This is a genomic window from Methylobacterium sp. CM6244, assembly GCF_054817885.1.
Genome location: NZ_CM139247.1, coordinates 152,469 through 167,300 on the forward strand (window position 1 = coordinate 152,469; position 14,832 = coordinate 167,300).

A 14,832-nucleotide genomic window follows, 5' to 3' on the forward strand; every position below is an offset into this window, starting at 1 on the left:
GCAGCGCACGGTTCCGCGACGGTGGCGGGGAATCCTCACGGATGCTAGAGCCCCTTTCATGCTCGAAGGCCTTCACCCCAACCGTCCGACCCACGTGCTGCGCCTCCTCACCGACGAGAGGTCGGCGCGGGCCATGACCGATATCCTGGGCGAGATGTTCGACCCGACGGAGACGGCCGTCGCCGCTTTCGAGGCGGAGGATGGCAAGACCTGGCGGCTGGAGGCCTATTTCGCCGATGCACCGGACGAGGAGATGGTCCGCGACCTGATCCGCCCCCTCGTGGGCGAACAGGCCGACGCCGCCATCTTCGAGACGATCGACCAGCAGGATTGGGTTCGAGCCTCCCTGGAGGGGCTGAATCCGGTCCGCGCCGGGCGGTTTCTCGTCCATGGCTCGCATGACCGCCACACGATACGTCCGAACGACCTCGCCATAGAGATCGAGGCGGCTCTCGCGTTCGGCACCGGGCATCACGGCACGACGCTGGGCTGCCTCAAGGCCCTGGTCGATGTCATGAAGAAAGGCCGACCGGCGCATGTGCTCGATGTGGGCACGGGCACCGGCATCCTCGCCTTCGCGGCGGCCAAGGCCCTGCACCAGCCGGTCCATGCCGGCGACCTCGACCCCGAGGCGGTCTCCACCGCCAAGGGCAATGCCCGTTTGAACGGTCTCGGCGGCCTCGTCCGGCTCTATGTCGGACCCGGCGTGCGCCATGCGAGCGCCGACCGCAGCCGCCGCTTCGATGTAGTCTTCGCCAACATCCTCGCCCGGCCCCTGAAGCGCCTCGCACCGACCCTCACCGCGACGGTGGCCGACCACGGCGTGCTCATCCTCTCGGGGCTGATCGAACGCGACGTGCCCGGCGTTCTCTCGACCTATCGTCATCGCGGCTTCCACCTGGCCCGGCATGGCCTGATCGAAGGCTGGGCGACCCTGGTGCTCAAGCGCGGCGGAGCGGCACCGCGCCCGCTCTGAGGGCGGTTGCCGCCTCGTCCGGCGGCGCGTAACTCTCGGCGCCATGAGCCGCGCCCGCTTCCAGACCTTCGACGATCCGAGCCACCGGGAGGGCGCGACGCGCATCGCCGCCCTGAGGGAGGCGATGCGGCGGGCGGGGATCGATGGGTTCGTGGTGCCCCGCGCCGACGAGCATCAGTCGGAATACGTGCCCGCGAATGCCGAACGCCTCGCCTGGCTCACGGGCTTCACCGGCTCGGCCGGCACTGCCGTGATCCTTGCCGACGAAGCGGCCCTGGTGGTGGACGGGCGCTACACGCTGCAGGCCCCCGCCCAGGTGGACACCACGATCCTCACCCCGGTTCAGCTCGCCGAAACCAGTCTCGAAGCCTGGATCGGCCGGCATCTGAGGCAGGGTTCCGTACTTGGCTACGATCCATGGCTTCACACCGCCGAGGGCGTCGCCAAATTGGAGAAGGCGGCGACCAAGGCTGGGGCCCGCATCACGCCGGTCCCTGAGAACCTCGTCGATGCGGTGTGGACCGGCAGGCCGGCCTCTCCCGCGGGCGCGGTGGTGGCGCATCCCCTCGAACTCGCCGGGGAATCCGTCGAGGCCAAGCTGAGCCGCATCCGCGAAGCGTTGGGACGCGGCGGCTGCGACGCCCTGGTGCTCTCCGATCCGCATAATCTCGCCTGGGCCTTCAACCTGCGCGGCGGCGACGTGGCGCATACGCCCCTGGCGCTGGGCTATGCCGTCGTCCCCCGGACGGGACGCGCCGCCCTCTACCTGACCTCGTCCGCCATCGATCCCGCCTTGCGGGACGCGCTCTCGTCCGCCGCGGACATCGCCGGGCGGGCGGATTTCGACGCCGCCCTCGCCGCACTCGCTGCCGGAGAGTCCAGGATCAGGCTCGATTCCGCCACCGGCGCTTCGGCGCTGGCGACACTGGTGGAACAGGCCGGGGGCCGGGTCGATCCCGGCCCGGATCCAATCACGCTGATGAAGGCGGTGAAGAATGCGGGCGAGATCGCCGGATCGCGTGCGGCCCATCATCGCGACGGGATCGCGGTAACCCGCTTTCTCGCCTGGCTGTCGCGGCAGGCGCCGGGCGGCCGCCTCACCGAGATCGCCGCTGTGGAGGCTCTGGAGGATTTTCGCGGCGAGACCGGCCGGTTGCGGGACATCTCCTTCCCGACCATCTCGGGCAGCGGCCCCAACGGCGCCATCGTGCATTACCGCGTGACCCGCGACACAGACCGTACGGTCGGCGAGGGCGAACTGTTCCTCGTGGATTCGGGCGCGCAATATGCCGACGGCACCACCGACATCACCCGCACCGTCGCCATCGGGACACCGACGAAGGAGATGCGCGACCGCTTCACGCGCGTACTCAAGGGCCATGTCGCCATCGCGCGAGCAATGTTCCCGAAGGGCACCACCGGTGCGCAGATCGATTCCTTCGCCCGCGCGCCGCTCTGGGAGGCGGGGCTCGATTTCGATCACGGCACCGGCCACGGCGTCGGCGCGTTTCTCTCCGTCCATGAAGGCCCGCAACGCATCGCCAAGACCGGCACCACCGCCCTCTCGCCCGGCATGATCCTTTCCAACGAGCCGGGCTATTATCGGACGGGCGCCTACGGCATCCGCATCGAGAACCTCGTCCTCGTGGAGGAACGGGCGATCCCCGGCGGGGACCGGCCGATGCTCGGCTTCGAGACCCTGACGCTCGCCCCCTACGATGCCAGCCTCATCGATCTCTCGCTGCTGGACGAGGCCGAGATCGCCTGGATCGATGCGTATCACGCGCGGGTGTGGGAGGCCCTGAACGCCGATCTCGACGGTGAGACGCGGGCGTGGCTCGAGGCAGCAACGCAGCCTTTGCAGGCGAGCGGGCGCCGCGCTTGATGACGAGGCTCATCGACATATCCACACGGGAACAGAGCCGATGACCGCCCAGACGGGTCTTCACGTGGTCGTCATCGGCTCCGGCGCGGTCGGGACGGTGAGCGCCATCGAATGCCTGCGGGCGGGCCACCGAGTCACCGTAGTCGATCCCGGTTCTCCTGGCGGCGAGCAGGCGTCGAGCTATGGCAATGCCGGCTGGCTCTCGTCGCATTCGGTCATCCCGCCGGCGGAGCCCGGCATGTGGAAGCGTGTGCCCTCCTTCCTCCTCGATCCGCTCGGGCCACTCTCGATCCGCTGGGCCTACCTGCCGAAGGTGATGCTCTGGCTCACGCGGTTTCTGCTCGCCGCCTCCACGACACCCCGGATCGAGCGCACCGCCCGTGCCATGCGGACACTCCTCGTCGATGCGCCGACGCTCCACGCGACGCTCGCCGAGGAGGCGGGGGTTCCGCAACTCGTCGAGCGGCGCGGCGTGCTGCATGTCTATCCCGACCGGGCGGCCTTCGAGCGCGAGGCGCGGTCCTGGGAGATCAGGCGCAAGGTCGGCGTCACGTGGCTCGAACTCTCGGCCGATGAGTTGCGGCAGAGGGAGCCGACCTTGCATCGGCGCTACACGTTCGGCCTCGTGGTCGAGGAGGCCGGCCATTGCCGCGATCCCGGCGGATACGTCGCCGCCCTGTCCGATCTGGCACAGGCGCGCGGGGCCGCCCGGATCGCCACCCGCGCGACCGGGTTCCGGCTTGAACGCGGGCGCCTCGCCGCCGTCACGACGGAACAGGGCGAGATACCCTGCGACCGCGCCGTCGTCGCGGCGGGCGCCCGGTCGAAGCCTCTCGCCGCGTCCCTCGGCGATCCGCTGCCATTGGAGAGCGAGCGCGGCTACCACGTCATGGTGACCGGTGCCGAGGCGGGGCCGCGCACGCCCGTCATGGCATCGGATGCCAAGATGATCGTGAACTTCATGAATGGCGGCCTGCGCGCGGCCGGTCAGGTGGAGTTCGCCGGGCTGGCGGCGGCCCCCAACTGGAAGCGCGCCGAGATCCTACGCGACCACCTGATCTCGATGTTTCCCGAATTGCCGAACCCGATACCGGCCGACCGCCTGAAGGTCTGGCTCGGCCACCGCCCGAGCATGCCGGATGGGCGGCCCTGTATCGGCACGGCGCGCAAGACCACGGATGTCGTCTACGCCTTCGGCCATGGCCATGTGGGTCTTGTCGGTTCGGCGCGGACCGGACGCCTCGTCGCCCAGCTCGTCGGCGGCGCGACACCGGAAATCCCCCTCGCGCCGTTCGATCCCCGACGCTTCCTGTGAACCTCGCAGACCCACGTGAAGCGCCCCATTGCGGCAATTCCGTCGCGGGCAATTGCGTGCCGCCGGTTTTACCCCGGCACCAAACGGCCATATCTAGGCGTCAGGGTGCCATGTTCGGTGCCCCCTCCGCCTCAAGGTTTCGATGATCCGGCTCCTCGCCCTCCTGCTCCTCGCGCTGATCGGTGCGGCTGGCGCCTCGGCGCAAGGCCTCAAGCCGCCGGCCGACCTCGTCAAGGCGAACCTCGTGGCCGAGCCGGGCGCGATCCGGGCCGGGGAACCCTTCACCATCGGTATCCGCATGGTGATGCGCCCGCACTGGCACGTCTACTGGCGCAATCCGGGCGATTCCGGTCTTTCGCCGGAAGTCGCCTGGTCGCTGCCGCAGGGCTTCACGGCGGGCGCGATTCAGTGGCCGACGCCGAGCCGCATCCCGGTCGCCCATCTGGTGAATTTCGGTTTCGAAGGTGAGACGGTGCTACTGGCCGAGGTGACCCCGCCGGCGGTGCTGCCGCCCGGCAAGGCCGTGACACTCACGGCCAAGCTCACCTACCTGGTCTGCGAGCGCGAATGCATTCCGGGGTCCGCCGACCTGAAGCTGAGCGTCCCGGTGGCCGCTCCAGGAACCAGCACCGGCAGTTCGGCCACCAACATCCTGCTGTTCGAGGATGCCCGCGCGGCCCTCCCCGTTCCCTCGCCCTGGCCGGTGAAACTCACGAGCGAGGGCGACAGGCTGGTCCTCACAGCCGACGCGCCCGGCCTGAAACCCGACGCGATCCGCCAGCCGGCCTTCTTCCCCTATTCCGAGACGGCGATCGAGAACGCCGCTCCGCAGACCCTGACCATCGACGACAATGGGTTCCGTTTGAGCCTTGCGCGGGCGACACCCGGCGAGCCCGCGCCGACGGAGCTTCCCGGCGTCTTCACCTTCGACGAGCAAACCGCCGATGGCACGGTCCAGCGCTCCTATGCCATCGGCGACGCGCCGGCGGCGTCTCCCGGTGGGGCAATTCCGGGGGAGACAGCGCCCACGGCGCGACAGGCGTCGCCCGAGGAAAGCCTGACCCTGTGGAGTGCGGCCGGCCTCGCCTTCCTCGGCGGGCTCCTCCTCAACCTGATGCCCTGCGTCTTTCCCGTGCTGTCGATCAAGGTGCTGAGCCTCGTCAAGCATTCGGGCGAGCCGGCCTCCCGCGTGCGCCTGCACGGTCTCGCCTATACCGCCGGCGTCCTCGCCGCCTTTCTCTCCCTGGCGGGGCTGCTCATCGCCCTCAAGGGCGCGGGCGCCGGGATCGGCTGGGGCTTCCAGCTGCAATCACCCCTCGTGGTGGCGGGCCTCGCCTACCTGCTCTTCGCGATGGGCCTCAGCCTCTCCGGTGTGGTCCATCTGGGCGGCGGAATCGCTGGGCTCGGCGATGGGCTGACCCGGCGGGCGGGGCTCGAAGGTTCGTTCTTCACCGGCATCCTGGCGACAGTGGTGGCCACCCCGTGCACCGCTCCCTTCATGGGCTCTGCGGTGGGATTCGCTTTGACGCAGACGCCGCCGGTGAGTCTCACGGTGTTTGCGAGCCTCGGCCTCGGCCTCGCTTTGCCCTTCCTCGTCCTCACTACATGGCCGGCGGCTGTACGGCGCCTGCCACGTCCGGGCGCCTGGATGGAGACGTTGAAGGGGGCGCTCGCCTTCCCGATCTACGCCACCGTGGCCTGGCTCGTCTGGGTGCTGTCGCAACAGGTCGGGTCGGCCGGGCTCCTCGCTGCGCTGATCGGCCTCGTCCTCGTGGGCCTCGCCGCCTGGGCCTGGGAGCGGGCCCGCCACGCGGGCGGGATCGGCGCCGGGCTCGCCCGCCTGACCTCCGTCGCGGCCCTGGCGGCGACGCTCGCGCTGACCTTCGGCCTCGACCAGGATCGGGCCTCGACGGATATGAGGAATGCGACGGCCGAGGGTATCACCCCGTTCACGCAGGCACGCCTCGATTCCCTCGTGGCCGAGGGCAAGCCGGTCTTCGTCAACATGACGGCGGCCTGGTGCATCACCTGCCAGGTCAACGAACGCACGGCGCTCCGCACGCAGAGCGTGGAGGCCGCGTTCAAGGCGCGTAACGTGACCTATCTCAAGGGCGACTGGACCAACCAGAACCCAGAGATCACCGCCCTCCTAGAGAAGCATGGCCGCAGCGGCGTGCCGCTCTACCTGCTCTATACCGGCACCGGCGAGCCCATCGTGCTGCCGCAGATCCTGACATCGGGAATCGTCCTCGACGAACTCTCCAAGATCCCTGAGAATACCGCTAACCAGCGCGCCGCCCTGGAAACCACGAAAAGGTGAGAGCCATGGCCCTGCCCCGCCGGATGTTTCTCGGAGCCGCCATCGCCGCCGCGCTGGCCGGTCCACTATGCATGCACGCAGCGATGGCGGCAGGCCCACAGGTGGGTAAACCCGCTCCCCTCTTCACCGGCACGGATGCCGATGGCCGGACCGTCCGGCTCGAGGATTACAAGGGCAAGACCGTCGTCCTCGAATGGACCAACCACGATTGCCCCTTCGTGATGAAGCATTACGGTGGCCAGGCGATGCAGGCCCTGCAGAAGAAGTGGACCGAGGCCGGGATCGTCTGGCTGTCGGTCATCTCGTCTGCTCCCGGCGAGCAGGGCGCGGTGGACGGGCAGGCAGCGAACCGTCTGACACAGACCCGCGGCGCCTCCCCCACCGCTGTCATCCTAGACCCAACCGGCACGATCGGTCGGGCTTACGCTGCCCGGACGACGCCGCACATGTTCATCGTCTCGGGAGACGGAACCCTGCTCTTCCAGGGTGGCATCGACGACAAGCCCTCCGCCAATCTCGACGATCTCAAGACCGCAAAGAACTACGTGGACCTTGCCCTCACCGAGATCGCCGCCGGCAAACCGGTGGGCGTTAGGACTGCAAAGCCCTATGGCTGCACGGTGAAATACGCCTCGTAGGGACGCCACCCCGTCACGAGAAATCTTCGGTGACGATCCGCGCCCAGGTCTCGCCTGCGATACCGCCGAGAAACACGTTACCTCCGCGAAGTGTCGCCGCCACCTCCGGATCGCGCGTCCAGGCGATCGTTCCCATGACGTGGTGATAAAGAAGGCCCTTCTGGCGGAAGAGCCCCTTCATCAGGTCGGGTGAGGTCGCCCCGCGCACGGCCACGGCCCCGAATTCAGCCGCATCGACGAACATCTGGCCGACGACGAGTTCCTCGCGGTTGGGCAGTGCCAAGATCTGGAGCGCATAGGCGACGCCGTCGCGGCGGGCGTAGAGGAGATACAACCCGATCCGGCGGCCGATCCGATCCACCACCTCGCGAATTTGGAGGGGACCATACTTGGTCTGGAGACCAGCCTGTTCGACGAACCAGCCGAGTTCGGCCGGGTCCGGCTTGAGATCGTAGTGAGCGAGGAAGGGACGGGCGGCCTCTGCGAAATCGGCGGCGGTGATGGGGCGCGAGACGATACCGTCGGGGCGCGGGGAGCCGAAGGGCAGGAATCGCCGGAGCACGCTATCCGCCACGCGGGCGATCGGGATGGTCCAGCGCGCGAGCCGGGGCAGGCGCTTACCCAGGAAATACGCCGCCGTCCCCACGGGCCGATGGATTTTCACCCATTCCAGGCTCTGCGCCGGCAGGATCACGAAGCGGGTGGCACGGGCGATATCGAGGGACGTGCGGTTGGCGGTGTCGGTGAAGAGGAGGTCGAAATCGCGGGCGGTGACGCCCCGGATGAGGCTGACGCCGATGCCGGGGTTGTTGTCGGGATCGGCGGCCATGTAGGCGCTGAGGATGCCGGCGCGCAGGGTCCGCTCCCCGACGACCATGGTCATGGAGATGACGCCCATGAAACCGTTCACAGCCCCGTTTCTGTCCAGATGGACGATGGAGCCGGTGCCCTCGGTATAGCCGGGCGAATCGAAATAGGTCGCTTCCAGGCAGGCCGCGAGCTTGGCCGCCTGATAAGTCTTGCCGAGGCGGAACGTCTGCGAAAACAGGTGACAGACCTGCGGAATATCGCTCCTCTGGAACGCACGGATCGAGCCGCGTGAAGACGAAGCCACGATATTTTGAACGTCAGCCGGAAGCTGAGCTTGGCCTTCCGGGTTCAGCCCAAGGCTAGTTTGGTTCATGCTGGCACAACCCGATGACGCTCCGTCCCGACCAGCAATTATTCGGCCGATAGATTAGCAATTCGACAAGGCCGCACTTCGCATGCGGCATAGCTGCGGCATCACTGTCGCACCCTCGGCGTTGTAGAGACGATGCGGTGCGGCTCTCCCTTCACGCCCTTGGCCCATCGCTCATGACAGCATCCGCCGCGCCCCGCTGGTCGGTCTTCCGCAACGGCGATTTCCGACTGTACGGAGCCGCACGGTTCCTCACCGGCCTCGCCTACCAGATGCAGGCCGTGGCGGTGGGATGGTTCGTCTACGACCTGACCCGTTCGGCTCTCGCCCTCGGCCTCGTGGGGCTCGCGAGCTTCCTCCCGGCGATGCTCTCCGCCCTGATCACCGGGCACGTGGCCGATACCTACGACCGGCGTCTGATGACGGCAATCGCCTATGCGACCCTCGCCGCGGCCGATCTCGGCCTCGTTGCCATCGCCTTGTCCGGCACCGGTTCGATCTGGCCCATCTATGCCCTCGTCGTGGTCATCGGCACGTCGCGCGCCTTCGCCAACCCGGCGCTCCAGGCACTTCTTCCGACCCTGGTGCCGCGCCCCCTGTTCGGATCGGCCATCGCCTGGAACGCCTCGCTCTGGCAGAGCGCGTCGATCCTCGGCCCGGCCGCTGGTGGGTTTCTCTACATGCTCGGCCCTGCGGCGGTGTTCGGGGCGGCGGCGGCGAGCTTCGCCCTGGCGAGCGCCCTCGTGGTCGCGATCCGCTTTCGCCCCGCTGCTGTGATGGAGCGTCCACCCGTGACCTGGGCCACCCTCTCGGCTGGCCTGTCCTACATCCGCTCGCAGCCGGTGGTGCTCGGCGCGATCAGCCTCGATCTCGTGGCCGTGCTGCTGGGAGGAGCGACCGCCCTGCTGCCGATCTTCGCCGCCGAGATCCTTCATGTCGGCCCCCTTGGGCTCGGCGCATTGCGAAGCATGCCAGCGGCCGGTGCGGTGGTCACCGCCATCCTCCTCGCCTATCGCCCCCTCGAACGCCATGCCGGCCAGCGGATGCTGCAGGCGGTGGCCGTCTTCGGCGTCGCCATCACGGCGTTCGGCCTGTCCACATCCCTCCCGCTCTCGATGGCCTGCCTGTTCGTCACGGGGGCGGCCGACATGATCAGCATCTACGTGCGGCAGACCTTCGTCCAGGGTGAGACGCCCGATTCCATGCGCGGACGGGTCTCGGCAGTGAACACGGTGTTCATCGGCGCCTCCAACGAACTCGGCGAGTTCGAATCCGGCACGCTCGCCACCCTCGTCGGCGCGGTACCCGCCGTGGTGGCGGGCGGGCTCGCGACGATCCTCGTGGCGGTGCTGTGGGGCCGCCTGTTCCCGGCGCTCAAGGCGGGGGACCGATTGCTGCCGGCGGAGTGATGAAAACACCACAGCCCCCGAATTCACACGCCAGGCACATCCTGTGGTGGCATTGCCTGCTCTCCGACATTGAGACGTCGAAGGAAGGATAAAGGCTTTTGAAGGAATTACTTGGACTAGCAGAAATGCCGTCTCCGGCAGAAATTTCAGGAGCGGTGGCGCACCTTCCCGCCAATTCCCGTCAATGACTTTCCCACATGACAACGATGCCCTTGGCCCCGTAGATTTGGTCAAGGAGGCTCCCGATGGCCGAGATCAAAGTTGTCGCTGGGAATTGCGGGAAGGGGAAAGGAACGTATGAAGCCGGGATCATGACCACGCCGGACGGGATCGAGCGCTCGGTCGAAAGCCTGTTGACCGTGGAGGCTCACGGCGACGTCGCGGGCGCACGGAATTGGGGCGGTCAAGTCCTCGATGGATTGAAGGGAAGCCTCGCCCTCGCCTCCAATGTCGATCTAACCGGAACCGCGCTCCTCGCAGCCTCGGCGCTGACGTCCCTCTCAGCGGACGAGCCAAATCCGCAGACCCTGCTCGAAATGACGTTCCAAGATGGTGGATTGCTGATCGCCCTCGCCGATCCCCGCCTTTCCGCTCTGATCGCGAATGATCGCGAAGTGCTCAGGCGTGGCCTTGCCCGGGCAGCGCAACGCGTGGCCCTGCAGATCGAACCGCCTGCCCCTGCGGAGGGCACCCTCATGGCGAGCGCGAGCGACGCCGTTCAAACCGCAGCCGGAGCCGTGCAGGTGGCGGCTAGCGCCGCCGGCACATCGTTGAGTTCAGCGTTCAGCTTCGTTCGCCGTACCGCTGGATACGAGCGCGGCTGACGACAACGCCGTCAGCCGCTCCCCCTACTTCCCCGCCAGCAGCGGCGACCAGGTCGGGTCGGAGGCGTAGGACGGCGTCGGGACAGGCTGTTCCACCTTGCCGGTGATATCCACCATGTAGAGCTTGCCGCCGCCCTGGCCGCCCGGATCGCGGAAGAACAGGACGTACTGGCCGTTCGGCGCGAAGGTCGGACCTTCGTTGTGGAAGCCTTCGGTGAGCACGCGCTCGCCGGAACCGTCCGGCTTCATCACGCAGATGGCGAAGCCACCCTTGCGCTGGCGGGTGAAGGCGATGAGGTCTCCCTTCGGCGACCAGGCCGGCTGAGAGGCCGAGCCCTCGCCGAAGGAGATACGGGTCGGGTTCGAGCCGTCGGCCCCCATCACGTAGATCTGCTGCGAGCCGCCGCGATCCGATTCGAAGACGATCTGCCGCCCATCCGGTGAATAGGTCGGCGAGGTGTCGATGGCGTTGCCGTTGGTGATCGGCGTCTGCGCCTTCGAGGCGAGATCCATCTTGACGATGTCGGCGTTGCCGCCCTGCTGCACGCTCATGACGAGGTGGTGACCGTCCGGCGCGAAGCGCGGGCTGGTGCTCATCGAATCCATCCGGCCGATGGCCTGGCGCGCGCCGGTCTCGAGGTTGATCACCTGGACACGCGGCTGCTGGCCGGTGGACTGGGTCATGAACGCGATGTCCTGCGTCGAGGGCGAGTAGCGCGGGGCCACAACGGCGGATTCGCCGTTGGTCAGCGCACGGACATTGGCGCCGTCCTGGTCCATCACCATCAGGCGCTTGCGGCGGTTCTCCTTCGATCCCGATTCGTCGACGAAGGCGATGCGGCTGTCGAACCAGCCGCCGAGACCCGTGATCTTGGTATAAACGACGTCGGAGATGAGGTGGCCGGTGCGGCGCGCATTGGCGACATCCGCGCCGTATTGCTGGCCGGTGAGCTGCTGGCCCGAGGTCACGTCCCAAAGCCGGAACTCGACCTTGAGCTTGCCCGAGGGATCACGGCCGACCCGGCCGGTGATGAGGGCCTGGGCACCGGCGGCACGCCACTTGTCGAAGCCCGGCACCGCATCGAATCCGGGGTTCTCCGGAAACTTCCCCTTCTCCAGGGGCACGAAATAGCCGGACCGCCTCAGATTGTTCGTGACCACGCTCGACACCAGCAGGCCAAGGCTCGGATCGCCGGAGAAATCGGCCACCGCGATGGGCATCGGCTGGAACGAGCCGCCGCCGATCCGCAGGTTCAGCTGCGCCTGTGCGGGCACGGCGAAGGCGAGCACGAGGGCCAGCACCGCGAGGAGCGACGCCAGGGGCGAGGCGAGCCGCCGGTGGAGAATGTCGGTCATGAAGAGATTCCGAAAACCTTGAACAGGGATTCTGGGAGCGTCGGTTCTTCCTATCCTCGACCTCACCCTGAGGTGTCCGCGTCAGCGGGCCTCGAAGGAGATTTCCAGACAGCACGAGGGCCCTGGATGCCTCCTTCGAGGCCTTCGCTCACGCTTCGGCACCTCAGGTTGAGGGAGAGGGATTGGACGAATCCGAAGGAAGGATCACCGATCTGTATCACACCCGCGAGAACTCGAATTCCGCGTTGATCGCCTTCCAGTCGTCATAATACGGCGCGAACTGGGGCGGGATCTTGTAGGGTGCACAGCGCTTCACCGCACGAAGCGCAGCCTCGGCGAGGGAGCGGTCCACGGCGTTGGCGCCACCGCGCATGATCCGCGGCTCGGTGCTCAGCGAACCGTTGGCCGAGAGGCGGATATCGAGCATCGGCAGCACCACGCCCTGCGAGGCGCCAGGGGGCGCCGAGTAGCAGCGCTCGATCTGCTGGGTCAGCATCCCGATCAGCGAATCGCGCATGGAGGGCGACAGACGCTGCGAGGTGCCGCTGGCGGCTCCCAGCGAGGCCGTGCGCTGGACCTCGTGGCCGGTAGCGCCGGTGGATTGCGAGGGCGCCCGCGAGGCGAGCAGCTGCTTGATGTCGCCGGAATTGAACTTGTCGGCGAGCTCGGCCTGCTTCTTCGCCTTGGCCTCCGCATCAGCCTTGGCGCGCGCATCCGCCATGGCTTTCGCCTTGGCCTTGGCGGCGGCATCTGCCCTGGCCTTCGCTTCGGCCTGGGCCTTGGCATCCGCAGCGGCTTTGGCCTCCGCGACGGCCTGCTGACGTTCGGCCTCGGCCTTCGCCTTCGCTTCGGCCTTGGCTTCCGCCTCAGCTTCGGCCTTCTCCGCCTTGGCGAGCGCTTCGGCCTTGGCCTTCGCATCGGCCCGCGCCTTCGCCTCGGCCAGAGCTTTGGCTTCGGCCTGGGCCTTGGCTTCCGCCAGGGCCTTGGCTTTCTCGGCCTTGGCGGCTTCCGCCTTGGCGATGGTCTCGGCCTCCTGGCGCTCGATGAGCTCGGCGAGTTTCTCGCGCTTCTCGGCCTCGACCTTGGCGGCCTTCACCGCCTCGGCCTTGGCTTCAGCCTTGGCAGCCTCGGCCTTGGCGGCGGCCTTAGCCTCAGCCTTGGCTTCCGCCGCAGCCTTGGCTTCCGCCGCTTTCGCGGCCTCGGCTTTGGCGGCTTCCTTAGCGAGCTTCGCCGCTTCGGCCTTGGCCGCGGCCTCTGCCGCTTCCTTCTCGGATTCGTGGTCGGGCATGCGCAGGGGTATCTCCTCTGCGCTGGCGACCTTCATGTCGGCCGGGCGTTTCGGGGGCGCGGGCGCATCGACCTTGGCATTCTCGGGCTCGCGCTCCTCGACCTTCTCCGCGACCTTGTCGGCGCGGGGCTTGGCGTCGGGCATCGGCTTGTCGGCGTTCTTCTCGCCCTTGGTCAGTTCCGAGAATTGCTGCTCGGTCATCACCTCCACCGGCACACCCTCCTGGGCGTCGGGCAGGGCGGGAGCGGCGACGGACATCAGCGCCACGGTGAGCACCGCGACATGCACGCCGCTCGACACCCAGACGCCCGGTTCCCGGAATTTGGAGGGAAGCTTCACGACCCGACGCGCCCGTTACTTCTGGTCCGGCTCGGTGACGAGGGCGACCTTCTTGAAGCCGCCTCCGGTCACGATCGCCATCACCTGGGCCACGCGGCCATAATCCACCCGCTTGTCGCCGCGCACGAAGACCCGCTCCTCGAAGCCGGATTTTGAGGTCTCGACCAGCTTCGGCACGATGGTGTCGTCGGTGAGCTCGGCCTCGCCCATGAAGACCTGGCCGGTCTGGCGGATCGACAGGGTCACCGGCGTCGAATCAGAGTTGAGAGGGCTCGCCTTGGATTGCGGCAGGTCGAGGGGAACGCCCACCGTCATCATCGGCGCGGCCACCATGAAGACGATCAGCAGCACGAGCACGACGTCGATGAACGGCGTCATGTTGATCTCGTTGATGGCGCCGCCGCGGCGCGCACGACGCCGCCTGCTTCCACCCTGCGCCGCTCCGTGGGCCATGCCCATGATCGTGCCTCGCTCTGTTGTCGGTCTGGATCAGGCGGCGAGCGACAGGCGCTCGTCGATCTGACGCGAGAGGATGGCGGAGAACTCGTCGGCGAAGCCCTCGAGCCGCGACTGGGCCTTGGACACGTTCGACTGCAGCTTGTTGTAGGCGAGCACCGCGGGAATGGCCGCGAACAGGCCGATTGCGGTGGCGAACAGGGCCTCGGCGATACCGGGTGCGACCACGGCCAGGGACGTATTCTTCGAAGCCGCGATGGCCGTGAAGGAGGTCATGATGCCCCAGACCGTGCCGAACAGCCCGACATAGGGACCGGCCGAACCGATGGAGGCGAGGAAGAGCAGGCGCGACTCGAGACGCTCAACCTCGCGCTGGATGGTGACGTCGAGCACTTTGTCGATGCGCTGGGACAGGCTCTGGATCTGCCGGCCGGAGCCCTCGAACGAGCGCTTCCATTCGCGCATGGCGGCGACGAACAGGGCGCCGAGATTGGTGGCGGGCCGGTCGTTGAACGAGCGGTAGAGTTCCTCCAGCGAACGGCCGGACCAGAACGCCTCCTCGAACGCGTCCATCTCGGTCTTGGTACGGCGGAACAGCAGGGTCTTGTCGACGATGATGGCCCAGCACCAGACGGAGCAGCCGAGCAGGCCCACCATCACCAGCTTCACCACGAGATGGGCGTGCCAGAACAGGTTGAACAGGCTCATGTCCGGCGGCGGCAGCGCCTGCATGGCATCGGCGGGATTCATGCGTTCGTCCTCGTCCCGGGTCGACCGGGCGGTCGACTCCCGCGCTCCACCTGACCCGGGCGGTATGTTCCCCAGATCGCTGGTGAATCTGTCGAA

General features: G+C 67.7%; 12 protein-coding genes. 7 read left to right on the forward strand and 5 right to left on the reverse strand.

Annotated features, from left to right (window positions below):
- Positions 1-58: 58 nt before the first annotated feature.
- The 5 genes from ACYQML_RS00735 to ACYQML_RS00755 all read left to right on the forward strand — a co-directional run bounded on the left by ACYQML_RS00735 (position 59) and on the right by ACYQML_RS00755 (position 7,134).
- Complete coding sequence (locus ACYQML_RS00735) at positions 59-976, forward strand: 50S ribosomal protein L11 methyltransferase (protein WP_311276267.1); 918 nt, start codon at positions 59-61, stop codon at positions 974-976.
- Between the two features lie 43 nt (positions 977-1,019).
- Positions 1,020-2,861 (forward strand): aminopeptidase P family protein, encoded by a 1,842-nt coding sequence (locus ACYQML_RS00740; protein ID WP_461234399.1) that lies wholly within the window; start codon positions 1,020-1,022, stop codon positions 2,859-2,861.
- A gap of 40 nt (positions 2,862-2,901) precedes the next feature.
- A complete protein-coding gene (locus ACYQML_RS00745; protein WP_461234400.1) occupies positions 2,902-4,176 on the forward strand; it encodes an NAD(P)/FAD-dependent oxidoreductase in 1,275 nt (424 codons plus the stop codon).
- A gap of 142 nt (positions 4,177-4,318) precedes the next feature.
- Positions 4,319-6,496 (forward strand): protein-disulfide reductase DsbD family protein, encoded by a 2,178-nt coding sequence (locus tag ACYQML_RS00750; protein WP_461234401.1) that lies wholly within the window; start codon positions 4,319-4,321, stop codon positions 6,494-6,496.
- A 5-nt stretch (positions 6,497-6,501) separates the two neighbouring features.
- A complete protein-coding gene (locus ACYQML_RS00755; RefSeq protein WP_461234402.1) occupies positions 6,502-7,134 on the forward strand; it encodes a redoxin domain-containing protein in 633 nt (210 codons plus the stop codon).
- 13 nt (positions 7,135-7,147) lie between these two features.
- Here ACYQML_RS00755 and ACYQML_RS00760 read toward each other — a convergent pair whose 3' ends face one another.
- Positions 7,148-8,248 (reverse strand): hypothetical protein, encoded by a 1,101-nt coding sequence (locus tag ACYQML_RS00760; RefSeq protein WP_461234403.1) that lies wholly within the window; start codon positions 8,246-8,248, stop codon positions 7,148-7,150.
- 242 nt (positions 8,249-8,490) lie between these two features.
- Here ACYQML_RS00760 and ACYQML_RS00765 point away from each other — a divergent pair, with 242 nt between their 5' ends.
- Entirely contained in the window at positions 8,491-9,723 is a 1,233-nt protein-coding gene (locus tag ACYQML_RS00765; RefSeq protein ID WP_461234404.1) for an MFS transporter, read from the forward strand.
- Between the two features lie 311 nt (positions 9,724-10,034).
- Positions 10,035-10,547 (forward strand): hypothetical protein, encoded by a 513-nt coding sequence (locus ACYQML_RS00770; RefSeq protein WP_461234406.1) that lies wholly within the window; start codon positions 10,035-10,037, stop codon positions 10,545-10,547.
- Positions 10,548-10,571: 24 nt separating this feature from the next.
- Here ACYQML_RS00770 and tolB read toward each other — a convergent pair whose 3' ends face one another.
- The 4 genes from tolB to tolQ form a co-directional block, all read right to left on the reverse strand.
- A complete protein-coding gene (gene tolB / locus ACYQML_RS00775; protein ID WP_461234407.1) occupies positions 10,572-11,903 on the reverse strand; it encodes a Tol-Pal system beta propeller repeat protein TolB in 1,332 nt (443 codons plus the stop codon).
- 217 nt (positions 11,904-12,120) lie between these two features.
- Positions 12,121-13,530 carry a cell envelope integrity protein TolA gene (tolA, locus tag ACYQML_RS00780; RefSeq protein WP_461234408.1) on the reverse strand — a complete coding sequence of 470 codons (1,410 nt, stop codon included), beginning with the start codon at positions 13,528-13,530 and terminating at the stop codon, positions 12,121-12,123.
- A gap of 15 nt (positions 13,531-13,545) precedes the next feature.
- Positions 13,546-13,989 (reverse strand): ExbD/TolR family protein, encoded by a 444-nt coding sequence (locus ACYQML_RS00785; RefSeq protein ID WP_056434437.1) that lies wholly within the window; start codon positions 13,987-13,989, stop codon positions 13,546-13,548.
- 30 nt (positions 13,990-14,019) lie between these two features.
- Entirely contained in the window at positions 14,020-14,736 is a 717-nt protein-coding gene (gene tolQ / locus ACYQML_RS00790) for a protein TolQ (RefSeq protein WP_207412235.1), read from the reverse strand.
- Positions 14,737-14,832 lie beyond the last annotated feature (96 nt).